Genomic DNA, 25813 nt, shown 5'->3' on the forward strand with positions numbered 1-25813 from the left:
CCCATGCCGAACTCAGAAGTGAAACGCCGTAGCGCCGATGGTAGTGTGGGGTCTCCCCATGTGAGAGTAGGGAACTGCCAGGCATCAAACAAGAAAAACCCCGTACCGAAAGGTGCGGGGTTTTTTGCTTTTATCTCCATCCTGGCCTTTCTCTTAATCCCTTATCCTGCTAATGGAATGTGTGATCCCTGTCGCAATGTTATTTATAACAAAATTATAACATTTCATTTACGAGGTTATTGAGCCTTCTGGCTCAATACGCCGCAGTTTATGGCAGGAGCATAATCACAATGACAGAAAGCATGACATCACACGGGACGCTGGCTCACAGTGATACCCGAAGAAGGGTATGGGCAATCATCAGCGCCTCTTCAGGGAATCTGGTTGAATGGTTCGACTTTTACGTCTACTCATTCTGTTCACTCTACTTCGCACATATTTTCTTCCCATCCGGCAACACCACTACACAGCTGCTACAAACGGCTGGGGTTTTTGCCGCAGGATTTTTAATGCGACCCATCGGGGGCTGGCTGTTCGGCCGTATTGCGGATCGTCGCGGGCGTAAGGCCTCTATGCTGATCTCGGTGTGTATGATGTGCTTTGGCTCGCTGGTGATCGCCTGCTTACCGGGATATGAATCGATTGGCACCTGGGCACCAGCGCTGCTTTTGCTGGCCCGCTTATTTCAGGGATTATCGGTGGGCGGTGAATACGGTACAAGTGCGACCTACATGAGCGAAATTGCACTGGAAGGCCGTAAAGGTTTTTACGCCTCATTCCAGTACGTCACGCTGATTGGCGGTCAACTGCTGGCCATTCTTGTGGTGGTGATCCTGCAGCAGATTTTGACGGACGAACAACTACATGCCTGGGGATGGCGAATTCCTTTCGCAATGGGGGCAGTGCTGGCGATTGTCGCACTTTGGCTACGCCGTCAGTTAGATGAAACCTCTCAGAAAGAGGTCCGGATGCTGAAGGAGGCGGGAACATTCAAAGGGTTATGGCGTAACCGCAAAGCTTTCCTGATGGTGCTGGGCTTCACTGCGGGCGGCTCTCTCAGTTTTTATACTTTCACCACCTATATGCAAAAGTACCTGGTGAATACCACCGGCATGCACGCCAACGTCGCCAGTGTGGTCATGACCGCGGCGCTGTTTGTCTTTATGCTCATACAGCCGATCGTCGGTGCGCTCTCGGACAAAATTGGCCGACGTACCTCAATGCTCATTTTTGGCGGATTATCGGCATTATGTACCGTTCCCATTCTGACAGCGCTTCAGCATGTCTCTTCACCGTATGCCGCCTTTGCGCTGGTGATGGTGGCGATGGTGATTGTCAGTTTCTATACCTCCATCAGTGGGATATTGAAAGCCGAGATGTTCCCGGCGCAGGTCCGTGCGTTAGGGGTAGGGCTCTCTTATGCGGTAGCCAACGCGGTGTTTGGCGGATCGGCGGAGTACGTCGCGCTGTCGCTTAAATCATGGGGAAGCGAAACGACATTCTTCTGGTACGTAACGGGAATGGGGGCACTGGCGTTTGTTGTCTCCCTGATGCTGCATCGCAAAGGGAAAGGCATTCGACTTTAATAGCGCGCCATCTGCCATACGGCATAGCCGGTCGTTGCGCCGGCGACATCCCAGGCGAAATCTTTCCAGCTCCAGCCGCTCCCTGCGGGGCGGCTATCCCACAGTTCTTTTGATGCCCCAAGACCTACTGAGAACATTAACCCGATCGCCGCGCTACGATCCCGGCTGTATCCCTGGTGCTGGGCATATTCATTACCGGCTGCGGACAACATCGCGGAAGCGAGGAAATGCTGTGCTTTGTCCTGTCCGGACCAGCTATCGTTAGCCATATGGCTACAGCCACTCAGGAAGAGCACACTCAGTACCAGAGGAATACGCATCAACGGGCTCCATAAAAAAGCCCTGCGGGTGACAGGGCCTGGATATTACAGAATACGGCTGATAAGTCGGTCGATACGGATACGACGTAAGCGGCGAATAAGCTTGCGAACTTTTACCGGATAATCGGCAATGCTCTGCAGTTCGCGGTAGTGATTCACCACGGTCGTATGGGTGCGAATCAGCTCCAGCTCGCGCTCACGTTGGGCGGCTAACTCATGCTGCGGGTCATGAATCAGAATAGCGTTTTCCAGATCCAGTCGCCACGCGCGCGGGTTCAGGTTGTTACCTGTCAGCAGCATCCACTCATCGTCGACCCACATGCCTTTGAGATGGTAACTATTGTCTTCATCTTTCCAGAGACGCACAACCAGCTGGTCAGTGTTGACGTAATACTGTAAGCGGCTCAGGAAACGACGCAGGTTAATCTCATAGAGATAAGGCAGCGCACCAATGATTTTGAACGGCTGATCTTCGGGAATGAAGAAGTCATTTGCCGTTTTATCACCCACGATGATTTCCACTTTTTTACCCTCGCGCAGCAGCTGAATGATATTACGCACCAGCACGGCAGGAAGATTGAAGTATGGCGTGCAGATAGTCAGTTTCTGCTCCGCACACGGCATCAGATGGAAGATCGTTTTGTTCAGCAGGCTTGATTTGCCGAGCCCTACCAGCGGGGTAACGGATAACTCTTCGTTGTTCGCATCGCCCTGGAAATGATAGACCGCATCGCGCAACTCCTGGCGGAAGGCGCGAACATCGTTTTTGATCTCCGGGCTTTTAGGGCGCTCGGGATCGTCAAGACGATTAACGCCACGGCCATGAACCAGATTTTTATCAACCCAGTTGAACATGATATCGGCCATCTGCGGATTACGGATCAGATGGTAGCGGTCATAGCGATATTTATCGAGCTGATGAAGGTAGACATCATTGAGGCTGGCGCCGCTGTAAAGCACGCTGTCATCAATGATGAACCCCTTGAAATGAAGAACGCCGAGCGCTTCACGGGTATTCACCGGGACGCCATAAACAGGCACGTCAACGCCAGGATTTTCCTGCGCCGTGCGGCAATACCAGTCAGCATTGGTGTTTGATGCTGCAGCGCCAATACGGCCACGCTGGGCGCGATGCCAGTCTACCAGCACGTGAACATCCAGTTCCGGACGCTGACGTTTGGCTTCATAGAGCGCGTTCAGGATCGCGCGCCCGCCTTCATCCTGTTCAAGATACAGTGCCACAATGCAAATGCGTCGCGTGGCGCTGGCAATCTTTTCCAGAAGCGTCTCCCGAAAATGAGCGGGAGCGTAAAAGAACTCTACATCATCAACTGACTGAGAAATCTTCGGTAGTTGAGCAAGGTGTTGTTGATGTTTATTACGCTTAAATTTTGACAACATCACAGTGCGTTTCTTCTCTGTTCATTGAAGGGTTGTCTGTACTATGCAAACAACATAAGCGGACAATGATACCACCAGTCCCGTCCAAAGTGGGTAACATTTCCAGTAGCTTACTCGCGTTTGTCTGCTGATGTCAGACTGAGGGATAAGGCAACAATACCTTCGTCCAGCTGAATATCAACGTCAAACCCAAGTTTTCGCGCCAGGGTCACCATACCGCGATTGTTAGGCATAGTAATGCCATTAAGGCGTAACAATCCGTGATCTCGCGTATAACTGATGAGTTTTTCCAGCAGTCGTCTTCCCAGGCCCAGACCTTTAAGATCGGAGCGCACCAGCACGGCAAACTCCGCATCGACGTTATCCGGGTCAGAAATGGCACGCGTGACGCCGAGGATCTCATCACCCTTATCGGCGCGAAGAACGGCAACAAACGCCATTTCTCGATCGTAGTCGATCTGGGTCATATTGGCTAAATCATCGTGGGTAAATTCGTTGATTTCGCTAAAATAGCGATAATAAAGATCCTCTTTCGTGACCTGAGAGATAAAGGCCCGCAGCTGGGGCTCATCTTCCGGCAGAATAGGGCGGAACAAGGCGCGTTCCCCATTTTTCATCTCAACCCACTCCTCCAGCTGCAGGGGATACGGGCGGATCGCCAGACGGCTCTCTCTGTCTCCTTCAAAGGGCGCGATATCCAGGGTCACGTCCAGCGCCGTAAACTCATTGCCGGAGGCGAGCAGCGGATGAATGTCCAGCCGCTGGATCTCGGCACAATCCACAATCAGGTTAGAGACCTGTACCAGGAACTGACTTAGCCCGGCAATATCAAGCGGACGTAGCGCGCTCCGGCCGCGGATCTTTTTGCTTTTAATCGCCTGGATGATGAGATAACGCGCCAGGTTCATGTTCAGCGGCGGTAACGCCACCACGGCCTGCTCATCCGGGCGCCACTCCACGCCGCCTTCACCCAGCATGATGAGCGGGCCGAAAACGGGATCGTGTTCGACCACCACGCGTAACTCCTGAGCGCCTGCGCGGTTAGCCATGCTTTGCACCAGCAAGCCGTGGATCCTTGCCTGCGGCCAGGCCATTTTGACCCGATCGAAGATGGCATCGGCTGCCTGCTGCACCTCTGCCGCCGTCCGCAGGTAGAGCATCACCCCCTGAACGTCAGACTTATGCGGAATATCCGGCGAACGCAGCTTCAGGGCAACCGGATAGCCAATCTGCTCGGCAATATGCACGGCCTCAGCGCTGTCGCTGGCGATCCAGGTCGGCAGGGTCTGCATCCCGTAGCTCCCCAGAATGGGCTGGACTTCATGCGTATCCAGCGACGTCGCGCCTTCTTCAATCGCCTGCTGCAACAGCCGGTGAACGTCAACGGTATTGGCCGTCAAATTCCCGGGCAACGCCGGCGTCTCGCGGAGCTGTTTCTGGTTGCGGCGATATTCCACCATATGCATAAACGCGGTTATGGTGCCTTCCGGCGTGCGGTAGGTTGGCAGTCCGGCTTCGCTGAACAGGCGTCGCGCCTCCTGCGAAGAAAACTCACCGCACCAGTTGGTGAGCAGGGTGACATATTTGCCTCGCGGATGATTGCGCACGGCATCAATGAGCGCGCGCGCGCTTTCGCTGCCCGGCGCGACCGCGCTGGGGGAGTGAATAATCATCAGCGCGTCGAAATCCTGGCTATCCAGCAAAATGGAAATGGCCCTGATATAGCGGTCGCTACTGGCGTCATCGCGTAAATCAAGCGGATTGCCGGGCGTCACGCTGGTCGGAAGCGCATCTTTCAGGCGCTGCAGCGTCTCTTCACTCAGCGTGGCCAGCTTGCCGAAGCGCCGCCACAGCTCATCCAGCGCGAGTGCGGCAGGAGCGGCGCCGTTACTGACAATCATTAACTTCTCGCCGCGCAACGGGCGCATATGGCTTAACGTTTCAACGGCGGAAAAAAGCTCGTGCGTATCCTGTACCCGCAGCAAACCCGCGCGCTGAATAGCGGCGTCCCAGGCGGGATCCATGCCGGAATGCGACTGCAGCAGACGCTGAGCCGCAGGGCTGCGCCCACTTTTGATTACCAGGATCGGCTTATTGCGCGACGCGCTTCGCGACGCCGAGACAAAACGACGCGCGTCGCTGAGGTGCTCAAGATAAAGCAGAATCGCACTGGTTTTACCGTCGCGCGCCAGAAAATCCAGCAGCTCATCAACGTCGATATCCAGACTGTCGCCGAGAGCAATGAAGTAGGAGAATCCCATTTCACGCTGCTGCGCCCAGTCGAGGATGGTGTTCGATACCGCAGCCGACTGCGAGATAAACGCGAGCTTGCCTTTGCGGATCGGAACCGGAGAGAAGCTGGCATTTAAGCCCTGCCAGGGGGCGAGCAGGCCGAGACTGTTTGGTCCAAGAATGCGCATTTGATAGCGGCTGGCGCAGGCCAGAAGCTCGGCTTTCTGTTCAGGCGGAGACGAGAGAATAATGCAGGTTTTACAGCCTTTCTTGCCGAGCGATTCCAGCAGCTCCGGATTCCGTTTTGCGTTTGTACACAGTACGGCCAGATCCGGTACGAAAGGCAGGCTCTGTACATCAGGCCATGCAAGCACTCCCTGAACTGCCTTATACGCGGGCGTGACGGGCATGACGGGTCCATTAAATCCTCCGGCCAGCAGGTTGCGCATCATCAGATAGCCAGCACGATCCGGTTTCATTGATGCGCCGATGACGGCAATGGATTTAGGACGAAGTAGCGCTTCTAATCCTCGCTGGCTCATGCAGGCCTCCTGTGAATGCAAGCGACCTGATGATTTTAAACGCTTTCCGTCTCGGCTGCTGTGACGCTGCCCTTATGAACGGTTTTTCCTGCCAGATAGCGTTCCCGGAAACAGGAGAAATGGTTGCCCAGGGCGCCAGCCGCAGCGGTATCACCCGCCAGATCCAGAAGCGCAATGGCCACTTCGGCGGTGCAGTATTGCCCGTCAGCATGCGCTTCACGCAGGCGGTAGGCGGAGACGCGGGAAAGATCGACAGAAATCACCGGCAGTGCGTCGAGATACGGGCTTTTGCGAAACATTTTTCGCGCTTCGGTCCAGGTGCCGTCCAGCATAATAAACAACGGCGGTTTACCGGATGGCGGCGTCGAAAGCACCTGACGATCGACACCTGCATATGACGCGGGGAAAACGACCATCGGCTGATAGTCCGGGCTTGCCACTAAGTCGAGCAGGGCCTGAGGGGGCTCCGTGCGGGACCACTGAAACGCCGCGGTATCCGGCAGAATATCGGCAATCAGGCGACCGGTATTGCTGGGCTTCATCGGCTCGGTATCAAACATGACCAGACAAAAACGGCTCTGTGCCGAACTCGGGGTCAGCGTCTCGCACAGGCAAACCTTCAGCGGCAGCAGGCAACGCTGACAGCGGCGAATACGGTTTCCGCGCGCGAGGAACGGACGGGTGGCGCGCGCAAGGCGTTCGGCGCGTAATTGAAGAACAGCGTTATCAGTCATGGGCGAAATGCAGGAAAAACCCTATTTTCGCAGAGGCGGGAACGGGGCACAAGATGTGCCCCGTGAATGTTACAGTGATTCGTTAAGCCAGCTATCAAACGGGGCTTTAGGCACCGCACCGTTGAGCATGTCGACCACTTCACCCTTTTTGAAAATCATAATCGTCGGGATGCTGCGAATGCGAAAACGGGCGCTCAGTTCAGGTTCAGCTTCAGTATTGACCTTAACGAAACGTATTTTCCCGCTGCGTTCTTCGGCCACGTCTTCGAAGATCGGCGCGAAGCTTCGGCATGGGCCACACCAGGGCGCCCAGAAATCCACTACGACAGGCAGATCGTCCTTGAGGAGTTTGTCCAGCGTAGCACCCGTCGCGTTAATGACATCGCCATCAAACAATTCATGGCCACAACGTCCGCATTTCGCACCATCTTCAATCCGATCGTCCGGAATGCGGTTAAGAGCCTGACAGTTGGCACATACGGTATTCATAACTAACCTCTGATAGAGCCGTGGGACAGCGGCAAGACGCCGATAATGTTTCTAATATGTTACATATTATCAATGAGCCTGTTTGAAACAACAATGCGTTTTATTCAATGAGAACAATAGTCACAGGCTTTTGTACGAAATTATGGCTATGCGCTGGCACATCGGGTAATCTGCGCGCTTCGCGCAGCGCTGGTGGAGAAAAGCATGAACGACGAAATGAAAAACAAAAGCGGCAAGGTCAAAGTGATGTATGTCCGCAGTGATGATGACTCTGATAAACGCACCCAAAATCCGCGTACCGGAAAAGGTGGCGGGCGTCCGGCGTCTTCTCGTGCAGACGGTGGCCGTCGCCCCGCCCGCGATGACAGAAACAACCGCGGTGATGACCGCAAACGTGATGACCGCAAGCGTGACGATCGCAAACGCGATGACCGTCCGCGGGATGACTTCTCACGTGATAACGCCTCCCCGTGGCGCACCGTTTCTCGTGCCCCTGGCGACGAAACGCCAGAAAAGGCCGATCACGGCGGTATCAGTGGTAAAAGCTTTATCGACCCGGAAGTGCTGCGCCGTCAGCGTGCGGAAGAGACCCGCGTGTATGGCGAGAACGCCTGCCAGGCGCTGTTCCAGAGTCGTCCTGAATGTATTGTCCGCGCCTGGTTCATCCAGAGCGTAACGCCGCGCTTTAAAGAAGCGCTGCGCTGGATGGCGGCAAACCGCAAAGCCTACCACGTGGTTGATGATGCCGAGCTGACCAAAGCATCCGGTACCGAGCACCACGGCGGCGTCTGCTTCCTGATCAAAAAACGTAACGGAACGACCGTTCAGCAGTGGGTCAGTCAGGCGGATGCCGATGACTGCGTGCTGGCGCTGGAAGATGTGGGCAACCCGCATAACCTGGGCGCAATGATGCGTAGCTGCGCGCACTTTGGCGTGAAAGGCGTTCTGCTGCAGGATGCCGCGCTGCTGGAATCCGGCGCTGCGATCCGTACTGCGGAAGGCGGAGCCGAGCACGTACAGCCGATCACCGGCGATAGCGTGCTGGATGCCCTTGAGCAGTTCCGTAAAGCGGGTTATTCCATCGTGACTACCTCGAGCCATGCCGGTACGCCGCTGTTTAAAGCGACGCTGCCACGCAAGATGGTGCTGGTGCTGGGTCAGGAACGCGATGGTCTGTCTGATGCGGCGCTCTCCAGTGCGGATCTGAGCGTCTCAATCGATGGGACAGGCAATGTGGAAAGTCTGAACGTGTCCGTTGCAACCGGCGTACTGCTGGCCGAATGGTGGCGTCAGAATAAGGCATAAGCCTCTTCATGTGCCGGGCCTGACCCGGCACATTCAAATACTACTCGCTCTCTGCCGGTAACACAGGCATCCAGTCAATTGGCGTTTCGCCACGTTTTTCCAGCCATTCGTTCGCCAGAACAAAATGATTACTGCCAAAGAAACCGCGATGTGCAGACAGCGGTGACGGGTGCGGCGCTTTCAACACGTGATGACGCTGGCGGTCAATAATCGCCCCTTTCTTCTGCGCATGCGATCCCCAGAGTAAAAACACGACCCCTTCACGGTGTTCGTTGATCAGGCTGATGACTTTATCGGTGAACGTCTCCCAGCCCAGGCTGGCATGCGAGTGCGCCTGGCCGGCCCGCACAGTGAGTACCGTGTTCAATAACAGCACGCCCTGGCGCGCCCAGCTTTCCAGGTAGCCGTGGTTTGGTCGGGTAAACCCGGGCACGGTTCCTTCAAGCTCTTTATACATATTGAGCAGAGAAGGGGGGATCGCCACGCCCGGACGTACGGAAAACGCCAGCCCATGCGCCTGGCCCGGACCGTGATAGGGATCCTGGCCCAGAATGACCACTTTCACATCGCTCAGCTCGGTGTAGCGAAAGGCGTTGAACACATCTTTCTGCGGCGGGTAAATCGTCTGTCCGGACTGACGCTCAGCCGCAACGGTGTTGAGCGTATTGATAAAATAGGGCTGCTGCTTTTCTTCTGCCAGCACGTCATGCCAGGTTAAAGGTGTCGTCATCTCGCTCTCCTGCGAATCTCAATCTCTGACTAGCTTACCTGCTAAAGCCCGGTGAGCAAAATTCCACGCCGAAATGTGCGCTAAGTCGCTAAATTTATGTTGAAAATGTGCAGGTTAAATTGAATTGGTAAGGTCGTGAAATTGATCTAAAGCAATAAATTCAAACCACACTCTTTATGTGGTTGGTGTTTTTGTTGATTTAAATCAATAAATCACCGGGGTGTGAATGATATATATACACACAAGAAACAATGGTTTTACCAATTGGCCGCGAGTGGCCGACATCAGTTTATGTAGCCTAAGGGAGGCAACACATGATTACAGGTATCCAGATTACTAAAGCTGCAAATGACGATCTGCTCAACTCTTTCTGGCTGCTGGACAGCGAGAAAAACGAAGCGCGCTGTGTCGTCGCGAAAGCGGGTTTTGCAGAAGACGAAATCGTGCCGGTGAGCAAACTGGGCGAAATCGAGTACCGTGAAATTCCAATGGAAGTGAAGCCAGAAGTGCGCGTGGAAGGTGGTCAGCACCTGAACGTAAACGTACTGCGCCGCGAAACGCTGATGGACGCGGTTGAGCACCCAGAAAAATACCCGCAGCTGACCATTCGCGTGTCTGGTTATGCGGTACGCTTCAACTCTCTGACCCCAGAACAGCAGCGCGACGTTATCGCGCGTACCTTTACTGAAAGCCTGTAAGGCTTCAGCTACGGGGGTGAATAAAAAAGCCGGGGATTGTCCCCGGCTTTTTTTACTCTTCCGTTTTTGTCTCTGATGCGGCAGAGCTTGGCTTACGGCGTTTACCAATATTTTTGGTATCGCGGTGACGCTGCTTCACGCGCGGTTTCTCTTTTTCTTTCTCTTTTCTCTCAGCACGTTTCGCAAGCGCTTTCTTGGACGGTTTACCCGTCATTTTTTCACTCGGCGCACGTGTGGCTGGGCGCAAGCCATCAATAACCCGCGCTTTCAGCGGCTCGTCAACATAGCGGCCAATTTTCTGCAGCAGCAGGTAGTCATGCGCTTCGACCAGTGAAATCGCAATCCCTTTGCGGCCCGCGCGGCCGGTACGGCCAATACGGTGCAGATAGGTATCGCCGCTGCGCGGCATATCGAAGTTAATGACGTGGCTGACGTCAGGGATGTCGATCCCGCGAGCGGCCACGTCTGTGGCAACCAGCACGTTAACGCGGCCATCGGTCAGGCGCTTAATGCCTTCGGTACGCTTGATCTGCGCCATCTCGCCTTCAAGATAGCAGTTGTTGATCCCGGCGTTACGCAGCATTTCTGCCAGCTCGTGCACGCGCTCGCGCTTACGGACAAACACGATTGTGCGCAGCGCATCTTCCTGCTTCAGCAGGTGTTTCAGCAATTCGACCTTGTGCTCAAGGTTGTCCGCGCGGTAGTACCACTGGTGGATCTTCTTACGCTCACGGGTAGACGGCGTGGCTGATACTTCCACCGGATCTTCCAGCAGACGCTCTGCGAAGTCTTTAATCGCTTCCCCTTCAAGGGTGGCAGAGAACAGCATGGTCTGGTTACGCCAGCGCGTTTCACCCGCAATATGCTCGATATCCTGTGCGAAGCCCATGTCCAGCATGCGGTCGGCTTCGTCGAGGATCAGCGTTTCAACCGCGCGGCAGTCGAAGTTCTCTTCTTTAATGTACTGCAGCAGGCGGCCCGTCGTCGCAACGACGATGTCCTGGTTTTCGCTGAACACTTCGGCGTGGTTCATATACGCAACGCCGCCGGTGATGGTGGCGATATCCAGATGGGTATTTGCCGCGAGTTCACGCGCGTGATCGGCAACCTGCATTGCCAGTTCGCGCGTCGGCGTCAGGATTAAAATACGCGGCGGGCCAGATTTTTTGCGTGGGAAGTCGAGCAGATGCTGCAACACAGGCAGCAAATAGGCTGCAGTCTTCCCCGTACCGGTTGGCGCAGAACCGAGCACATCGCGGCCCTCAAGCGCAGGCGGAATGGCCGCTGCCTGAATGGCGGTCGGGCGTGTGAAGCCTTTGCTCTCAAGTGCATTGAGCAGGCTTTCATCGAGTTCAAGTTCGGAAAAAGTCGTTACAGTCATGTTCTACCTCTGTGTGGGGCGCTGATTATAGACGTTACGGCTGTAATCTTCATCTGTTTGTATGGATATCGCTTTTCGGCCACTTCGCTTTCCCCTATGCTACTCCAGTTTCACTTAGAAGGTTGCCCCGACATGTCTCAACTCAAAGCGCAACTGCGCCGCGATGGTTTTACGTTTAAACAATTTTTTGTCGCTCACGATCGCTGTGCCATGAAGGTCGGTACAGACGGTATTTTACTGGGAGCGTGGGCGCCTGTCGCAGGGGTTAAGCGTATTCTTGATATCGGTACCGGCAGCGGGCTGGTGGCATTGATGCTGGCGCAGCGCACGGAAGAGCATGTCACCATTGATGCCGTCGAACTGGACGCGCAGGCGGCAGAGCAGGCGAGTGACAATATGGCCGAATCGCCCTGGGCAGCCCGCATGAAAGTGGAATGTGCGGATGTGCTCGCCTGGGCGCCTGAACAAACCGCGCGTTACGATCTGATCGTCAGCAACCCTCCCTACTACGAGCCCGGCGTTGAGTGCGGGACACCCGAGCGCGAACAGGCGCGTTATACCCGTTCCCTCGATCATAAAGCGCTGCTCACCAGCGCGGCCGAGCTTATCTCCGAAGAGGGTTTTTTCTGCGTGGTCCTGCCTGAGAGAACGGGCAACACGTTCATCGGTATCGCGCAGGAGATCGGCTGGACATTGCGTCTGCGTACCGATATTTCGGATACCGAAGGCCGACTGCCGCACCGCGTGCTGCTGGCGCTCTCGCCGAAAGAGGGTGAATGCTTTAACGATCGAATGGTGATCCGTGGGCCAGACCAGCGTTATTCCGAAGATTACACTGCCCTGACCCAGGCGTTTTATCTGTTTATGTAAACCTGCGGGGCGAGGATCGACGGGCCGGATTCAGCAAGCTGATCCGGGTAGTCCAGGGTATAGTGCAACCCGCGGCTCTCTTTACGCATCATCGCGCAGCGAACGATTAGCTCGGCAACCTGCACCAGGTTGCGCAGCTCCAGCAGATTATTCGATACGCGGAAATTGGCATAATACTCGTCAATTTCCTGCTGCAGCATAGTGATGCGGCGCAACGCGCGTTCAAGACGTTTCGTGGTGCGCACAATCCCCACGTAATCCCACATGAACAGCCGTAGCTCATGCCAGTTATGCTGGATCACGACCAGCTCGTCCGGATTTTCCACGCGGCTTTCATCCCAGGCAGGCAGGCGCTCTGTCTCGCGGGCGTAGGGCATGCGTTTCGTGATGTCTTCTGCGGCAGACCAGCCGTAGACCAGGCACTCCAGCAGCGAGTTAGAGGCCATACGGTTCGCGCCGTGAAGTCCGGTATAGCTGACCTCACCAATAGCATAAAGACCATCCACATCGGTACGCCCATGATCGTCAACCATCACCCCACCGCAGGTGTAGTGGGCGGCTGGCACAATGGGTACCGGATCGCGGGTTAAATCGATGCCAAGGTTGAGCAGTTTTTCGTAAATCATCGGGAAGTGCTGACGAATAAACTCTGCTGGCTTGTGGCTGATATCAAGATACATGCAGTCCACGCCAAGACGCTTCATTTCATGGTCGATGGCGCGGGCAACGATATCGCGCGGGGCCAGTTCACCCCGGGCGTCAAAGTCCGGCATAAAGCGGGTGCCGTCAGGGCGTTTCAGATAGGCGCCTTCGCCGCGCAGGGCTTCCGTCAGCAGGAAGTTGCGCGCCTGAGGATGGAACAGGGCGGTTGGGTGAAACTGATTGAACTCAAGGTTCGCCACCCGGCAGCCGGCGCGCCAGGCCATTGCGATACCGTCTCCGGAGGCAATGTCCGGGTTCGTGGTGTACTGATACACTTTAGAGGCGCCGCCCGTAGCCAGCACCACAGCCTTCGCCTGGCAGGTTTCCACCTTCTCTTTATTGCGGTTCCACACCCAGGCGCCCACCACACGACGCGTGCCCGGCAGGCCAATCTTGTCGGAGATAATCAGATCAACGGCATTGCTTCGTTCAAGCACCCGAATATTAGGATGGCTCAGCGCCTTGCCGACCAGCGTGGTCTCCACTTCTTTTCCGGTGGCATCCGCTGCGTGCAGGATGCGGCGGTGGCTATGACCGCCTTCGCGCGTCAGGTGGTAGCTCTCTTCACCGTTGGGTTGAACCTGCGTATCGAATAAGACGCCCTGGTCGATGAGCCACTGCACGCAATGGCGGGCATTGCTGGCGACAAACTCTGCGGCGTGCGCATCCACGATCCCGGCCCCGGCAATCAGCGTATCGTCGACGTGGGAGGCAATGCTGTCTGTCTCATCAAACACCGCGGCAATCCCGCCCTGGGCATAAAACGTGGAACCCTCGCTTATCGGCCCTTTACTCAGAACGATAACGTTTTGATGCTCGGCCAGGCGTAGCGCCAGAGAGAGACCGGCAGCGCCGCTGCCGATGATCAGTACATCACAATGGAGTTCAGGTGTTGTGTTCATGATTGTTGTTTAATTTACTAAACAGTGTTGGCTCAGAATAGCACCTGAATGCGATTTATCGCACGTTTTTTTTAACGGGTGTTGCAATGGCTAAACGCGTAAGCGGAGGTAAACGGAGGGTAAATGAGTGAAATTATTTTGCGAAGCAGATCGTTAGCGTCAGATTTTGTGATGAAATAAAGACTGGGTTGCGTTACTCTTCTGGCGGGAAAAAGATGTTTCTTGTCAGAAAGTGGTGCGTATCGTGAACAGACTTATAATGAGAGAAAATGAACAGTCTGCGGCGCGATGAACAAAAACAAAGGCGTTACGGAACTTATTGAAGATCAGACACTCTAATTCGGTGCTTGCTCAAAGTGCGGTATTTTTAGAGTGGCGTTTCGATAACGCGTGGAATTTAGGTTTGGGGAGACATTACCTCGGATGAGCGAGCAGTTAACGGACCAGGTCCTGGTTGAACGGGTCCAGAAGGGAGATCAGAAAGCCTTTAACTTACTGGTGGTGCGCTACCAGCATAAGGTGGCGAGCCTGGTTTCCCGCTATGTACCGTCAGGCGATGTGCCTGATGTGGTGCAAGAGTCTTTTATTAAGGCCTATCGCGCGCTGGATTCGTTCCGGGGAGATAGTGCTTTTTATACCTGGCTGTACCGTATTGCGGTCAATACGGCAAAGAATTATCTGGTCGCTCAGGGCCGTCGTCCGCCTTCTAGTGATGTGGACGCAATCGACGCCGAAAACTTCGAAAGTGGCGGCGCATTGAAAGAAATTTCGAACCCTGAGAACTTAATGTTGTCAGAAGAACTGAGACAAATCGTTTTTCGCACGATCGAGTCGCTCCCGGAAGATTTACGCATGGCAATTACGTTACGGGAGCTGGATGGTCTGAGCTATGAAGAGATAGCCGCTATCATGGATTGTCCGGTCGGCACGGTACGTTCACGAATTTTCCGTGCGCGAGAAGCTATTGATAATAAAGTTCAACCGCTTATCAGGCGTTGACGATAGCGGGATACTGGAAAAGGTATTAGGCATGCAGAAAGAAAAACTTTCCGCTTTAATGGATGGTGAAACGGTGGATAGTGAACTGCTCAACGAGCTGTCTCATTCTCCCGAAATGCAAGAGACCTGGGAGAGTTACCATCTCATTCGTGATACCCTTCGCGGTGACACCGGCGAGGTTCTCCATTTCGATATCTCAGCCCGCGTCATGGCGGCGATTGAGAATGAGCCTGTTCATCAGACCACTCCGCTGATTCCTGAAGCTCAACCCGCACCTCACCAGTGGCAGAAAATGCCATTCTGGCAAAAGGTGCGTCCGTGGGCCAGCCAGCTTACCCAAATGGGTGTGGCTGCATGCGTATCGCTTGCAGTTATCGTTGGCGTCCAGCACTATAATACTCAGTCTGAAACTAATCAGCAGCCAGAAGCGCCAGTGTTTAACACACTGCCGATGATGGGCAAAGCCAGCCCGGTAAGCCTGGGCGTACCGGCTGATGCTTCCGCCAGCGGCGGCCAGCAACAGCAGGTTCAGGAGCAGCGCCGTCGCATTAATGCGATGTTGCAGGATTACGAGTTGCAGCGTCGTCTGCACTCTGAACAGCTTCAGTTTGAGCAGGCGCAGACACAGCAAGCTGCTGTGCAGGTGCCCGGAAACCAAACTTTAGGAACGCAATCGCAGTAATGAAGCAACTTTGGTTCGCCATGTCTCTGATGGCGGGTAGCCTGTTCTTCTCTGCCAACGCCTCGGCTGATGTATCATCCGGGGCGTTGTTGCAGCAAATGAATCTGGCCAGCCAGTCACTCAATTACGAGTTGGCATTTATCAGCATCAATAAGCAGGGCGTCGAGTCGTTACGCTATCGCCATGCCCGTCTTGATAATCAGCCGCTCGCCCAGCTTTTACAGATGGATGGCCCGCGTCGGGAAGTTGTCCAGCGTGGTAACGAAATCAGCTATTTCGAACCCGGCCTGGAGCCTTTCACGCTGAATGGCGACTATATCGTTGATTCTCTGCCGTCACTCATTTACACCGACTTCAAACGGCTGGCCCCTTACTATGATTTTATCTCGGTAGGGCGTACGCGTATTGCGGACAGACTGTGTGAGGTGATCCGCGTTGTCGCCCGGGATGGAACGCGCTACAGCTATATTGTCTGGATTGACGCGGAAACCAAACTCCCCATGCGTGTAGACCTGCTTGACCGTGACGGTGAAACGCTGGAACAGTTCCGCGTTATCTCCTTTAGCGTGAATAACCAGGTTGGCAACAGCATGCAGAATCTGGCTAAGGCCAGCCTGCCGCCGCTGCTTTCCGTTCCGGCAGGCGATTCCGTTAATTTCAACTGGGTACCTGCCTGGATCCCGCAAGGATTTAGCGAAGTGTCCAGCAGCCGTCGCCAGCTGCCAACGATTGAAACGCCGGTGGAATCACGCCTCTATTCCGATGGTTTGTTCAGCTTCTCGGTGAATATCAATCGCGCAACGGCAAACAGCACTGAACAAATTCTGCGTACCGGGCGCCGTACGGTGAGCACAACGGTACGCGATAATGCAGAGATCACCATTGTGGGGGAACTTCCTCCGCAAACGGCGAAGCGCATCTCCGACAGCATTAAATTCAGGGCCGCACAATGATCAAAGAATGGGCGACGGTAGTCTCGTGGCAAAACGGCATTGCGCTGGTGAGCTGCGATGTAAAAGCCTCATGCAATAGCTGCGCTTCCCGAGCCGGTTGCGGCAGCCGCGTGCTGAATAAGCTCGGGCCGCAAACCTCGCACACGATTTCTGTGCCGAGCGAACAGCCGCTGATGGCCGGGCAGAAAGTTGAACTCGGCATCGCGGAAGGCAGTCTGCTCAGCTCCGCCATGCTGGTCTACCTCTCTCCGCTGCTCGGGCTGTTTATCATGGGCGGCGTTTTCCAGATGCTGTTTGGCACCGACGGTGCCGCCATGTGCGGTGCCGCATTAGGTGGTCTGGGGGGATTCTGGCTTGCCAAAGGCCTCTCCCCGACGCTTGCCGCGCGCGAGGAGTGGCAGCCTGTCATTCTCAGCGTTGGGCTTGCGCCAGACCAGCTTCGCGTTGAGACGCTCTCTTCTGAGGCCCGGTGATTCATCGGGCTTTGTCATTTTTACGTCTTAAAACAGAAAACGTCCTTTCTTCACGCTATACCTGGCGCTAAGTCCATTTCCAGGTAGCGGAGATGTAGTGTAGAATGCTGCGTTTTCGCACTGAAAAACGTCAGGCTAAGAACAGCGGCCTCCAGGAATTCGTAAGGCATAATTATTTAACTATATGAAGAACATACGTAACTTTTCGATCATTGCTCACATTGACCACGGTAAGTCGACGCTGTCTGACCGTATTATCCAGATTTGCGGTGGCCTGTCTGATCGTGAAATGGAAGCCCAGGTTCTGGACTCCATGGACCTGGAACGCGAACGCGGTATCACCATCAAGGCGCAGAGCGTCACGCTGGATTACAAGGCGGCTGATGGCGAAACCTATCAGCTGAACTTTATCGACACCCCAGGCCACGTTGACTTCTCCTATGAGGTTTCACGCTCGCTCGCGGCCTGTGAAGGCGCGCTGCTGGTAGTCGATGCCGGGCAGGGCGTAGAAGCCCAGACCCTGGCAAACTGCTACACCGCGATGGAAATGGATCTCGAAGTTGTGCCGGTTCTGAACAAGATTGACCTACCAGCCGCCGATCCTGAGCGCGTCGCGGAAGAGATTGAAGATATTGTCGGCATTGACGCGACCGATGCCGTGCGCTGCTCTGCGAAAACCGGCGTCGGCGTGACTGACGTTCTGGAACGTCTGGTACGTGATATTCCGGCCCCGGAAGGCGATCCGGATGCCCCGCTGCAGGCGCTGATTATCGACTCCTGGTTCGATAACTATCTGGGCGTTGTCTCCCTGGTGCGTATCAAAAACGGCACTATGCGCAAAGGCGACAAAATCAAGGTTATGAGTACCGGGCAGGTCTATAACGCCGACCGTCTGGGTATCTTCACGCCAAAACAGGTTGACCGTACCGAGCTGACATGCGGCGAGGTAGGCTGGCTGGTATGCGCCATCAAAGACATCCTCGGTGCGCCGGTGGGCGATACCCTGACCGGTGCGCGTAACCCGGCAGAAAAAGCGCTGCCAGGCTTTAAAAAGGTGAAACCGCAGGTTTACGCGGGCCTGTTCCCGGTCAGCTCTGACGACTATGAAAACTTCCGTGATGCGCTTGGCAAACTGAGCCTGAACGATGCCTCCCTGTTCTACGAGCCAGAAAGCTCAACGGCGCTGGGCTTCGGCTTCCGCTGCGGCTTCCTCGGCCTGCTGCACATGGAGATCATTCAGGAACGTCTGGAGCGTGAATACGATCTGGACCTGATTACCACCGCGCCGACGGTAGTGTATGAAGTTGAAACCACCTCGAAAGAAGTGATCTACGTCGACAGCCCGTCCAAGCTGCCGCCGCTGAACAATATTCACGAGCTGCGTGAGCCTATTGCCGAATGTCACATGCTGCTGCCGCAGGAATTCCTCGGTAACGTCATTACGCTGTGTATTGAGAAGCGCGGCGTGCAGACCAATATGGTTTACCACGGTAACCAGGTGGCGCTGACCTACGAAATCCCGATGGCGGAAGTGGTACTCGACTTCTTCGACCGTCTGAAGTCCACCTCCCGTGGCTATGCGTCACTGGATTACAACTTCAAACGCTTCCAGGCCTCCAACATGGTGCGTGTGGACGTGCTGATCAACGGCGAGCGTGTGGATGCGCTGGCGCTGATCACCCACAACGACAATGCGCCATACCGTGGCCGCGAGCTGGTTGAGAAGATGAAAGATCTGATCCCGCGTCAGCAGTTCGATATCGCGATTCAGGCGGCCATTGGCAACCACATTATCGCGCGTTCTACCGTGAAACAGCTGCGTAAAAACGTTCTGGCGAAGTGCTATGGCGGTGACGTCAGCCGTAAGAAAAAGCTGCTGCAGAAGCAGAAAGAAGGTAAGAAGCGTATGAAGCAGGTCGGTAACGTCGAGCTGCCGCAGGAAGCATTCCTTGCCATCCTTCATGTTGGTAAAGACGGCAAATAACCCTAAGGAGTTGGCATGGCGAACATGTTTGCCCTGATCCTGGTCATTGCTACCCTGGTGACAGGTCTGCTGTGGTGTCTGGATAAGTTTATCTTCGCCCCAAAACGTCGTGAACGTCAGGCTGCCGCACAGGTAGCCACTGGCGATGGTATTGACGCGAAAACCCTGAAGAAAGTCGGTCCGAAACCGGGCTGGCTGGAAACGGGCGCCTCGGTGTTTCCGGTGCTGGCGATTGTGCTGGTGGTACGTTCGTTTATTTACGAACCGTTCCAGATCCCATCAGGTTCAATGATGCCAACGCTGCTGATTGGTGATTTTATTCTGGTAGAGAAGTTTGCCTACGGCATTAAAGATCCGATCTACCAGAAAACGCTGATCGAGACCGGTCATCCGAAACGTGGCGACATCGTGGTGTTCAAATATCCGGAAGATCCGCGCCTGGACTACATCAAGCGCGCGGTAGGTCTGCCGGGTGACAAAGTGACTTACGATCCGGTTGCGAAAGAAGTCACCGTTCAGCCAGGCTGCAGCTCCGGTACCGCATGTGAAAACGCGCTGCCAATCACTTACTCGAACGTTGAGCCAAGTGATTTTGTGCAGACCTTTGCCCGTCAAAACGGCGGCGAAGCGAGTAGCGGATTCTTCCAGGTACCGAAAGGCGAAACCAAAGATAACGGTATTCGTCTGGTTGAGCGCAAAGAGACGCTGGGTGACGTGACGCACCGTATCCTCACCGTGCCAATCGCGCAGGATCAAGTGGGTATGTACTATCGTCAGCCGGGCCAGCAGCTGGCAAGCTGGATTGTACCGCCAGGCCATTACTTCATGATGGGTGACAACCGCGATAATTCTGCGGACAGCCGTTACTGGGGCTTTGTGCCGGAAGCGAATCTGGTCGGTAAAGCGACCGCAATCTGGATGAGTTTTGAGAAGCAGGAAGGTGAATGGCCGACCGGCGTACGCCTGAATCGTATTGGCGGAATCCATTAATTCTCACTAAATGAACGTGTAGCCGCGAATTAACGCGGCTACATGAATTATTTCACCGATAAATCTCTTCGAACTAACGACATCCCCTGTCGTTGTGTATAGAATATTCCCCCGAAGTTTAAGGTTGGCCCTGCAAGGGTGCCACGGCACACGAAACCGCGTTGGTTTTCTCAGGTCGGTTTCGTGTGCTGCATTTTTGACGCATTCATTTATTGGTATCGCATGAACCCCATCGTAATTAATCGGCTTCAACGGAAGCTGGGCTACACTTTTCATCATCAGGAGTTGTTGCAACAGGCATTAACCCACCGCAGTGCCAGCAGCAAGCATAATGAGCGTCTCGAGTTTTTAGGCGACTCTATTTTAAGTTTCGTGATTGCGAATGCGCTTTATCATCGTTTCCCGCGCGTGGATGAAGGTGATATGAGCCGCATGCGTGCCACGCTGGTTCGGGGTAATACCCTTGCGGAAATCGCGCGCGAATTTGAGCTGGGCGAATGTCTGCGTCTTGGGCCGGGTGAACTGAAAAGCGGCGGCTTCCGTCGTGAATCTATTCTTGCCGATACGGTCGAAGCATTAATTGGTGGTGTGTTCCTGGACAGCGATATCCAGACCGTCGAAAAGCTGATCCTGAACTGGTATCAGACCCGTCTGGACGAAATCAGCCCGGGCGATAAACAAAAAGATCCCAAAACGCGTCTGCAGGAATATTTGCAGGGCCGTCATCTGCCGCTGCCATCTTATCTGGTGGTGCAGGTTCGTGGCGAAGCGCACGATCAGGAATTTACCATCCATTGCCAGGTCAGTGGCCTGAGTGAACCGGTGGTGGGCACAGGTTCAAGCCGTCGTAAGGCTGAACAGGCTGCCGCCGAACAGGCGTTAAAAATGCTGGAGCTGGAATGAGCGAAGAAAAGACCTATTGCGGATTTATTGCCATCGTCGGACGTCCGAACGTCGGCAAATCTACTCTGCTGAATAATCTGCTTGGGCAGAAGATTTCTATCACCTCGCGTAAGGCGCAGACCACGCGTCACCGCATTGTCGGTATCCATACTGAAGGCGCGTATCAGGCGATCTACGTCGATACACCGGGCCTGCACATGGAAGAGAAGCGTGCCATCAACCGTCTGATGAACAAGGCGGCGAGCAGCTCGATTGGCGACGTGGAGCTGGTGATTTTCGTTGTGGAAGGCACCCGCTGGACGCCGGACGACGAGATGGTGCTGAACAAGCTGCGTGACGGCAAAACGCCGGTCATCCTCGCCGTCAACAAAGTGGACAACGTGCAGGAAAAAGCCGATCTGCTGCCGCATCTGCAGTGGCTCGGTAGCCAGATGAACTTCCTCGACATCGTTCCGCTGTCTGCGGAGACGGGTCTGAACGTGGATACCATCGCGGGCATCGTGCGCAAACATCTGCCGGAAGCGATTCATCACTTCCCGGAAGAGTACATCACCGATCGCTCTCAGCGCTTTATGGCGTCTGAAATCATCCGTGAAAAGCTGATGCGTTTCCTGGGCGCTGAACTGCCGTACTCTGTGACGGTGGAGATCGAGCGTTTCCAGAGCAACGAGCGTGGCGGCTACGACATCAACGGCCTGATCCTCGTTGAGCGTGAAGGGCAGAAGAAGATGGTGATCGGCAATAAAGGCGCCAAGATCAAAACCATCGGTATCGAAGCCCGAAAGGACATGCAGGAGATGTTCGAAGCGCCGGTTCACCTTGAACTGTGGGTGAAAGTGAAATCTGGCTGGGCCGATGATGAGCGTGCTCTGCGCAGCCTCGGTTACGGCGAAGACCAGTAACACAAGACGACGAGCATATGGATGGATGGCAGCGCGCCTTTGTCCTGCATAGTCGTCCCTGGAGCGAAACCAGCTTGATGCTGGACGTCTTCACGGAAGAGTCGGGCCGCGTGCGCCTTGTTGCAAAAGGCGCACGTTCCAAACGTTCTAACCTGAAAGGTGCATTACAGCCTTTCACGCCGTTGCTGGTCCGCTTTGGTGGGCGAGGGGAAGTCAAAACCCTGCGCAGCGCCGAAGCCGTCTCCCTGGCGCTTCCTCTCTCCGGCATCACGCTCTACAGCGGTCTGTATGTCAATGAACTCATCTCACGCGTTCTTGAACAAGAGACCCGCTTCTCTGAACTTTTCTTTGATTATCTGCACTGTATCCAGGCGCTGGCTGGCGCAACCGGTACGCCCGAGCCTGCGCTGCGGCGTTTTGAGCTGGCGCTGTTGGGCCATCTTGGGTACGGGGTCGATTTTCTGCACTGTGCGGGCAGCGGTGACGAAGTGGAAGACACCATGACCTACCGCTACCGTGAAGAAAAAGGCTTCATTGCCAGCATCGTGATCGACAACAGCACCTTTACCGGGCGTCAGCTCAGGGCGCTTTATGAGCGCGAGTTTCCCGATCAGGATACCCTGCGCGCAGCAAAACGCTTTACCCGGATTGCCCTCAAGCCGTATCTTGGCGGCAAGCCCTTAAAGAGCCGCGAATTATTCAGGCAGTTTGTGCCGAAACGTTAGACCACAGAATCGAAAAGAAAACCGAGGATTGTCATGGCTGAATTACTGTTAGGCGTCAACATCGATCATATCGCCACGCTGCGTAATGCGCGCGGCACGGCGTATCCCGATCCGGTTCAGGCGGCGTTTATCGCTGAACAGGCTGGCGCCGACGGCATTACCGTTCACCTGCGAGAAGACCGTCGCCACATCACTGACCGCGACGTTCGCATTCTGCGTCAGACGCTGGACACCCGTATGAATCTGGAGATGGCGGTCACCGAAGAGATGCTCGCCATTGCCTGTGAGACCCAGCCGCACTTCTGCTGCCTGGTGCCGGAAAAACGCCAGGAAGTCACGACCGAAGGCGGTCTGGACGTGGCCGGCCAGCTCGACAAAATGCGCGATGCCTGCAAGCGCCTGGCTGATGCCGGTATCCTGGTTTCGCTGTTTATTGACGCCGACTTCACCCAGATTAAAGCGGCAGCCGACGTGGGCGCGCCGTATATCGAAATTCACACCGGCTGCTATGCCGATGCCAAAAACGATGCCGAGCAGGCGAAAGAGCTGGAGCGTATTGCTAAAGCGGCCACCTACGCGGCGAGCCTGGGTCTGAAGGTCAATGCCGGTCACGGCCTGACCTACCATAACGTGAAGGCCATTGCCGCCATCCCGGAAATGCACGAGCTGAACATCGGTCACGCGATCGTTGGGCGCGCGGTGATGAGCGGCCTGAAAGAGGCGGTCGCGGAAATGAAACGCCTGATGCTGGAAGCGCGTCAGTAATGGCCATTCTGGGCTTAGGCACCGATATCGTGGAAATAGCCCGCATTGAAGCGGTGATCGCCCGCAGCGGCGATCGCCTCGCAAGGCGCGTGCTGAGCGATAACGAATGGGCCATCTGGGAAGCGCATCAGCAGCCGGTGCGTTTTCTGGCGAAGCGTTTTGCGGTAAAAGAGGCGGCCGCCAAAGCCTTCGGGACCGGCATTCGTAACGGTCTGGCGTTCAACCAGTTTGAAGTGTTTAACGATGAGCTGGGTAAGCCAAGCCTGCGCTTATGGGGCGAGGCGCAAAAGCTGGCCGAGAAGCTGGGCGTGAATCACATGCACGTGACGATCGCGGATGAGCGTCACTATGCCAGCGCTACGGTGATCATCGAAAGTTAAAGTTTGTCCGCGTGGTGCATCAGGACAAACTTATCCCACAGCTGCTCTTCGCTCTCGACGTGTGCCGGATCCTTCAGGATGGTATTGGGGATCGGGCACACTTTCTGACAGGTCGGCGTCTCATAGTGGCCGATGCATTCGGTGCAGCGGTCGCTGTTAATCTCATAAATGCTGTCGCCCATCGAAATGGCCTGGTTCGGGCATTCGGGCTCGCACATATCGCAATTAATGCATTTTTTGGTAATTAACAGCGCCATCAGGAAATTCTCAGAAACAACACAAACTGGGCGGGCATTATACGCGTCAAACCAGTTTCTTTACCAGTTCTTCGCTGTGGCGAATGCGCTCGGGCGCACGCTCCAGATCCTGCTGCACCAGTGCCATAAACAGCAGGTCCGTCAGCATCATTTGTGCGCTGGTGGACGAGATAGCCGCGCTGCGCGTGGCCTGTTCCTCGGCAATGGTATATAAACAGCGCGTGGCCCGCTGCTGTAGGGCATTCGGCGTAAAACCGGTGATTGCCAGAATTTTACCGCCGACGCGCAGGACTTCGTCGGTGGCCATGTTGATCTCGCGGCGCTCGCCGGAATAGGAGATCGCCAGCAGCAGATCGTCAGGATCCATCGCCTGTACGGTCGCCAGCAGGGCGTGCATATCCTGCTCGACGATGGCGTTAAGGCCAATTTTTGTCAGCTTCCAGCCAAAGTTACGCGCCACAAGTCCGGACGCGCCGATGCCGGTCAGAACGATCCGCCGCGCGCCGCGCAGCATCGCCACGCTCTCCAGCAGCTTCTCTTCCGTATTCACATCGAGCGTCGCATGCATGGCCGCCACGTTCTCTTTGATCAGCTTTTCGCCGACCAGCCGCATCGGATCGTCTCCGCGGATCTGATTATGCACCGGCATGGACTGCGGGTTAGGGTTACTGACCAGCGCTTCACTGATCGCCAGCTTGAGGGCGGGGAATCCCTTAAAGCCAATCTTCTGCGCAAATTTCACCACGCTGGACTGGCTCACCCCGGCTTCACTCGCCAGCTGCTGCGAGCTGAGATGGCGCGCGTGGTCGGGTTGAGAAAGCAGAAAATCCGCCAGCTTCTTGTCGCTTTGGGCAAAGCCTGCGTAGCGCTGGCGAATGCGAATTAAACAGTTCATACGGTCTCCTGGCGAAAATGTGATTATCTGCGCAAATACGGATTTTGCTCGCCTGAATGAATTTTATATTCCATTATAGTGTGATTATTATGAATTAAAAATTCTTGAGGTACAAAAATGAATCTTGGCTCACTTGTTTCTGAAACACGTAACCCGCAAACCATGGATCTGGATGCGCTCTCCACCCTGGAGCTGGTTAACCGCTTTAATCAACAGGATACGCTGGTCGCGCAGGCAGTGAAAGAGACATTACCAGAGGTGGCGAAAGCGGTCGATGCGGCTGCGGAAGCCCTCAAGACCGGTGGACGCATTATTTACATGGGGGCGGGGACCAGCGGGCGTTTAGGGGTCCTGGACGCGTCAGAATGTCCGCCAACCTTTGGGGTCCCGCATGGTCTGGTAGTTGGGCTGATCGCCGGTGGCCCCGGTGCGCTGCTGAAAGCCGTTGAAGGGGCGGAAGACAACAAACAGCTGGGTGAGGATGACCTGAAGGATCTTAATCTGACCGCGAAGGATCTGGTGGTCGGGCTGGCGGCATCCGGGCGCACGCCGTACGTGATTGGCGGGCTGGAATACGCCAACCAGACCGGCTGTACGACGGTCGCCATCTCCTGCAACCCTGGCTCACCGATTGCGCAGGTGGCCGCTATTGCTATCTCGCCAGTTGTCGGGCCGGAAGCGCTCACCGGCTCCACGCGCCTGAAATCCGGGACCGCACAAAAGCTGGTGCTCAATATGATCTCCACCGGCGCGATGGTGAAGTTCGGCAAGGTGTATCAGAACCTGATGGTGGATATGCAGGCCACCAACGTCAAGCTGGTGGACAGAGCCTGCCGCATGGTGATGGAGGCGACGGGCGCAGGCCGCGAAGAGGCGGAAGCGGTACTCAAACAGACCGATCACGATGTTAAACCGGCCATTTTGATGATCTTAAGCGGGCTGGATGCGGCGGCCGCAAGAGCCAAACTCGATGCGCATAACGGTTTCTTACGGGCGGCATTAGAACACTAACA

General features: G+C 55.2%; 27 protein-coding genes and 1 rRNA gene. 18 read left to right on the forward strand and 10 right to left on the reverse strand.

The window, feature by feature from the left end; genetic code table 11:
* Positions 1-83 (forward strand): 5S ribosomal RNA (rrf, locus tag ACOTXF_RS11135); the annotation flags it as partial.
* A 207-nt stretch (positions 84-290) separates the two neighbouring features.
* Positions 291-1586, forward strand: a complete 1296-nt coding sequence (locus tag ACOTXF_RS11140) for an MFS transporter (protein WP_008502198.1) — start codon at positions 291-293, stop codon at positions 1584-1586.
* Here ACOTXF_RS11140 and ACOTXF_RS11145 read toward each other — a convergent pair.
* The 5 genes from ACOTXF_RS11145 to trxC form a co-directional block, all read right to left on the reverse strand.
* Complete coding sequence (locus ACOTXF_RS11145; protein WP_008502197.1) at positions 1583-1906, reverse strand: YfiM family lipoprotein; 324 nt, start codon at positions 1904-1906, stop codon at positions 1583-1585. The genes ACOTXF_RS11140 and ACOTXF_RS11145 overlap by 4 nt on opposite strands.
* 45 nt (positions 1907-1951) lie before the next feature.
* Positions 1952-3307 (reverse strand): CDP-diacylglycerol--serine O-phosphatidyltransferase, encoded by a 1356-nt coding sequence (gene pssA / locus ACOTXF_RS11150; protein WP_047746543.1) that lies wholly within the window; start codon positions 3305-3307, stop codon positions 1952-1954.
* A 110-nt stretch (positions 3308-3417) separates the two neighbouring features.
* Positions 3418-6081, reverse strand: a complete 2664-nt coding sequence (locus tag ACOTXF_RS11155; RefSeq protein WP_049027811.1) for a bifunctional acetate--CoA ligase family protein/GNAT family N-acetyltransferase — start codon at positions 6079-6081, stop codon at positions 3418-3420.
* A 35-nt stretch (positions 6082-6116) separates the two neighbouring features.
* Positions 6117-6815 carry a tRNA-uridine aminocarboxypropyltransferase gene (gene tapT / locus ACOTXF_RS11160; protein WP_008502194.1) on the reverse strand — a complete coding sequence of 233 codons (699 nt, stop codon included), beginning with the start codon at positions 6813-6815 and terminating at the stop codon, positions 6117-6119.
* Positions 6816-6884: 69 nt separating this feature from the next.
* Complete coding sequence (trxC, locus tag ACOTXF_RS11165; protein WP_021241886.1) at positions 6885-7304, reverse strand: thioredoxin TrxC; 420 nt, start codon at positions 7302-7304, stop codon at positions 6885-6887.
* A 204-nt stretch (positions 7305-7508) separates the two neighbouring features.
* Here trxC and ACOTXF_RS11170 point away from each other — a divergent pair, with 204 nt between their 5' ends.
* Positions 7509-8609, forward strand: a complete 1101-nt coding sequence (locus tag ACOTXF_RS11170) for a tRNA/rRNA methyltransferase (protein ID WP_008502192.1) — start codon at positions 7509-7511, stop codon at positions 8607-8609.
* Between the two features lie 40 nt (positions 8610-8649).
* Here the strand turns inward: ACOTXF_RS11170 and ung are convergent, their stop codons facing one another.
* Positions 8650-9339, reverse strand: coding sequence for a uracil-DNA glycosylase (gene ung, locus ACOTXF_RS11175; protein ID WP_023294333.1), 690 nt, complete (start codon positions 9337-9339; stop codon positions 8650-8652).
* A gap of 314 nt (positions 9340-9653) precedes the next feature.
* Between ung and grcA the strand changes: the two genes are divergently transcribed.
* Positions 9654-10037 carry an autonomous glycyl radical cofactor GrcA gene (gene grcA, locus ACOTXF_RS11180; RefSeq protein ID WP_008502190.1) on the forward strand — a complete coding sequence of 128 codons (384 nt, stop codon included), beginning with the start codon at positions 9654-9656 and terminating at the stop codon, positions 10035-10037.
* Between the two features lie 52 nt (positions 10038-10089).
* Here grcA and srmB read toward each other — a convergent pair whose 3' ends face one another.
* Positions 10090-11418 (reverse strand): ATP-dependent RNA helicase SrmB, encoded by a 1329-nt coding sequence (gene srmB, locus ACOTXF_RS11185; RefSeq protein ID WP_047746547.1) that lies wholly within the window; start codon positions 11416-11418, stop codon positions 10090-10092.
* Between the two features lie 132 nt (positions 11419-11550).
* On the opposite strand from srmB, the gene trmN reads away from it, so the two are divergent.
* Entirely contained in the window at positions 11551-12288 is a 738-nt protein-coding gene (trmN, locus tag ACOTXF_RS11190) for a tRNA(1)(Val) (adenine(37)-N(6))-methyltransferase TrmN (protein WP_047746548.1), read from the forward strand.
* Here the strand turns inward: trmN and nadB are convergent.
* Complete coding sequence (nadB, locus tag ACOTXF_RS11195) at positions 12273-13892, reverse strand: L-aspartate oxidase (RefSeq protein ID WP_025912839.1); 1620 nt, start codon at positions 13890-13892, stop codon at positions 12273-12275. The genes trmN and nadB overlap by 16 nt on opposite strands.
* Positions 13893-14235: 343 nt before the next feature.
* Between nadB and rseD the strand changes: the two genes are divergently transcribed.
* The 12 genes from rseD to acpS all read left to right on the forward strand — a co-directional run bounded on the left by rseD (position 14236) and on the right by acpS (position 23648).
* On the forward strand, positions 14236-14319 hold the full coding sequence (rseD, locus tag ACOTXF_RS11200; RefSeq protein ID WP_223605340.1) for a rpoE leader peptide RseD: 84 nt from the start codon (positions 14236-14238) through the stop codon (positions 14317-14319).
* Positions 14316-14891, forward strand: a complete 576-nt coding sequence (gene rpoE / locus ACOTXF_RS11205; RefSeq protein WP_006176728.1) for an RNA polymerase sigma factor RpoE — start codon at positions 14316-14318, stop codon at positions 14889-14891. Before rseD ends, rpoE begins: the two co-directional genes overlap by 4 nt.
* Before the next feature lie 31 nt (positions 14892-14922).
* Positions 14923-15573 carry an anti-sigma-E factor RseA gene (rseA, locus tag ACOTXF_RS11210; RefSeq protein ID WP_008502186.1) on the forward strand — a complete coding sequence of 217 codons (651 nt, stop codon included), beginning with the start codon at positions 14923-14925 and terminating at the stop codon, positions 15571-15573.
* On the forward strand, positions 15573-16526 hold the full coding sequence (gene rseB, locus ACOTXF_RS11215; RefSeq protein WP_008502185.1) for a sigma-E factor regulatory protein RseB: 954 nt from the start codon (positions 15573-15575) through the stop codon (positions 16524-16526). The genes rseA and rseB overlap by 1 nt, the downstream gene beginning before the upstream one ends.
* Positions 16523-16999: a SoxR-reducing system protein RseC gene (rseC, locus tag ACOTXF_RS11220; RefSeq protein ID WP_008502184.1), complete on the forward strand. Its 477-nt coding sequence runs from the start codon at positions 16523-16525 to the stop codon at positions 16997-16999. The genes rseB and rseC overlap by 4 nt, the downstream gene beginning before the upstream one ends.
* A gap of 184 nt (positions 17000-17183) precedes the next feature.
* Positions 17184-18983: a translation elongation factor 4 gene (gene lepA, locus ACOTXF_RS11225; protein ID WP_008502183.1), complete on the forward strand. Its 1800-nt coding sequence runs from the start codon at positions 17184-17186 to the stop codon at positions 18981-18983.
* A 15-nt stretch (positions 18984-18998) separates the two neighbouring features.
* Entirely contained in the window at positions 18999-19973 is a 975-nt protein-coding gene (gene lepB, locus ACOTXF_RS11230; RefSeq protein WP_044597786.1) for a signal peptidase I, read from the forward strand.
* A gap of 222 nt (positions 19974-20195) precedes the next feature.
* Entirely contained in the window at positions 20196-20876 is a 681-nt protein-coding gene (rnc, locus tag ACOTXF_RS11235) for a ribonuclease III (protein ID WP_003860711.1), read from the forward strand.
* Positions 20873-21778: a GTPase Era gene (gene era, locus ACOTXF_RS11240; protein WP_008502181.1), complete on the forward strand. Its 906-nt coding sequence runs from the start codon at positions 20873-20875 to the stop codon at positions 21776-21778. Before rnc ends, era begins: the two co-directional genes overlap by 4 nt.
* A gap of 17 nt (positions 21779-21795) precedes the next feature.
* Positions 21796-22503 (forward strand): DNA repair protein RecO, encoded by a 708-nt coding sequence (recO, locus tag ACOTXF_RS11245; RefSeq protein ID WP_048961881.1) that lies wholly within the window; start codon positions 21796-21798, stop codon positions 22501-22503.
* Positions 22504-22536: 33 nt separating this feature from the next.
* A complete protein-coding gene (pdxJ, locus tag ACOTXF_RS11250; RefSeq protein ID WP_023325885.1) occupies positions 22537-23268 on the forward strand; it encodes a pyridoxine 5'-phosphate synthase in 732 nt (243 codons plus the stop codon).
* Positions 23268-23648, forward strand: a complete 381-nt coding sequence (acpS, locus tag ACOTXF_RS11255; protein ID WP_023294331.1) for a holo-ACP synthase — start codon at positions 23268-23270, stop codon at positions 23646-23648. The genes pdxJ and acpS overlap by 1 nt, the downstream gene beginning before the upstream one ends.
* Here acpS and ACOTXF_RS11260 read toward each other — a convergent pair.
* Together ACOTXF_RS11260 and ACOTXF_RS11265 are read right to left on the reverse strand one after the other, a co-directional pair.
* Positions 23645-23905 carry a YfhL family 4Fe-4S dicluster ferredoxin gene (locus ACOTXF_RS11260; RefSeq protein ID WP_008502177.1) on the reverse strand — a complete coding sequence of 87 codons (261 nt, stop codon included), beginning with the start codon at positions 23903-23905 and terminating at the stop codon, positions 23645-23647. The two genes, acpS and ACOTXF_RS11260, sit on opposite strands and share 4 nt — an antisense overlap.
* A 46-nt stretch (positions 23906-23951) precedes the next feature.
* On the reverse strand, positions 23952-24800 hold the full coding sequence (locus ACOTXF_RS11265) for a MurR/RpiR family transcriptional regulator (protein WP_023294330.1): 849 nt from the start codon (positions 24798-24800) through the stop codon (positions 23952-23954).
* A 117-nt stretch (positions 24801-24917) separates the two neighbouring features.
* Between ACOTXF_RS11265 and murQ the strand changes: the two genes are divergently transcribed.
* On the forward strand, positions 24918-25811 hold the full coding sequence (gene murQ / locus ACOTXF_RS11270; RefSeq protein ID WP_039266868.1) for an N-acetylmuramic acid 6-phosphate etherase: 894 nt from the start codon (positions 24918-24920) through the stop codon (positions 25809-25811).
* Positions 25812-25813: the final 2 nt, after the last annotated feature.

The organism is Enterobacter cloacae complex sp. IR53041 (assembly GCF_049238285.1).
In the GTDB taxonomy this organism is placed as follows: Bacteria; Pseudomonadota; Gammaproteobacteria; order Enterobacterales; family Enterobacteriaceae; genus Enterobacter; species Enterobacter roggenkampii.

Bases quoted from the DNA above. Each gene is read 5' to 3' on its own strand.
- ACOTXF_RS11140 (WP_008502198.1), top strand. From the start codon at position 291: ATGACAGAAAGCATGACATCACACGGGACGCTGGCTCACAGTGATACC.
- ACOTXF_RS11145 (WP_008502197.1), bottom strand. From the start codon at position 1,906: ATGCGTATTCCTCTGGTACTGAGTGTGCTCTTCCTGAGTGGCTGTAGC.
- pssA (WP_047746543.1), bottom strand. From the start codon at position 3,307: ATGTTGTCAAAATTTAAGCGTAATAAACATCAACAACACCTTGCTCAA.
- ACOTXF_RS11155 (WP_049027811.1), bottom strand. From the start codon at position 6,081: ATGAGCCAGCGAGGATTAGAAGCGCTACTTCGTCCTAAATCCATTGCC.
- tapT (WP_008502194.1), bottom strand. From the start codon at position 6,815: ATGACTGATAACGCTGTTCTTCAATTACGCGCCGAACGCCTTGCGCGC.
- trxC (WP_021241886.1), bottom strand. From the start codon at position 7,304: ATGAATACCGTATGTGCCAACTGTCAGGCTCTTAACCGCATTCCGGAC.
- ACOTXF_RS11170 (WP_008502192.1), top strand. From the start codon at position 7,509: ATGAACGACGAAATGAAAAACAAAAGCGGCAAGGTCAAAGTGATGTAT.
- ung (WP_023294333.1), bottom strand. From the start codon at position 9,339: ATGACGACACCTTTAACCTGGCATGACGTGCTGGCAGAAGAAAAGCAG.
- grcA (WP_008502190.1), top strand. From the start codon at position 9,654: ATGATTACAGGTATCCAGATTACTAAAGCTGCAAATGACGATCTGCTC.
- srmB (WP_047746547.1), bottom strand. From the start codon at position 11,418: ATGACTGTAACGACTTTTTCCGAACTTGAACTCGATGAAAGCCTGCTC.
- trmN (WP_047746548.1), top strand. From the start codon at position 11,551: ATGTCTCAACTCAAAGCGCAACTGCGCCGCGATGGTTTTACGTTTAAA.
- nadB (WP_025912839.1), bottom strand. From the start codon at position 13,892: ATGAACACAACACCTGAACTCCATTGTGATGTACTGATCATCGGCAGC.
- rpoE (WP_006176728.1), top strand. From the start codon at position 14,316: ATGAGCGAGCAGTTAACGGACCAGGTCCTGGTTGAACGGGTCCAGAAG.
- rseA (WP_008502186.1), top strand. From the start codon at position 14,923: ATGCAGAAAGAAAAACTTTCCGCTTTAATGGATGGTGAAACGGTGGAT.
- rseB (WP_008502185.1), top strand. From the start codon at position 15,573: ATGAAGCAACTTTGGTTCGCCATGTCTCTGATGGCGGGTAGCCTGTTC.
- rseC (WP_008502184.1), top strand. From the start codon at position 16,523: ATGATCAAAGAATGGGCGACGGTAGTCTCGTGGCAAAACGGCATTGCG.
- lepA (WP_008502183.1), top strand. From the start codon at position 17,184: ATGAAGAACATACGTAACTTTTCGATCATTGCTCACATTGACCACGGT.
- lepB (WP_044597786.1), top strand. From the start codon at position 18,999: ATGGCGAACATGTTTGCCCTGATCCTGGTCATTGCTACCCTGGTGACA.
- rnc (WP_003860711.1), top strand. From the start codon at position 20,196: ATGAACCCCATCGTAATTAATCGGCTTCAACGGAAGCTGGGCTACACT.
- era (WP_008502181.1), top strand. From the start codon at position 20,873: ATGAGCGAAGAAAAGACCTATTGCGGATTTATTGCCATCGTCGGACGT.
- recO (WP_048961881.1), top strand. From the start codon at position 21,796: ATGGATGGATGGCAGCGCGCCTTTGTCCTGCATAGTCGTCCCTGGAGC.
- pdxJ (WP_023325885.1), top strand. From the start codon at position 22,537: ATGGCTGAATTACTGTTAGGCGTCAACATCGATCATATCGCCACGCTG.
- acpS (WP_023294331.1), top strand. From the start codon at position 23,268: ATGGCCATTCTGGGCTTAGGCACCGATATCGTGGAAATAGCCCGCATT.
- ACOTXF_RS11260 (WP_008502177.1), bottom strand. From the start codon at position 23,905: ATGGCGCTGTTAATTACCAAAAAATGCATTAATTGCGATATGTGCGAG.
- ACOTXF_RS11265 (WP_023294330.1), bottom strand. From the start codon at position 24,800: ATGAACTGTTTAATTCGCATTCGCCAGCGCTACGCAGGCTTTGCCCAA.
- murQ (WP_039266868.1), top strand. From the start codon at position 24,918: ATGAATCTTGGCTCACTTGTTTCTGAAACACGTAACCCGCAAACCATG.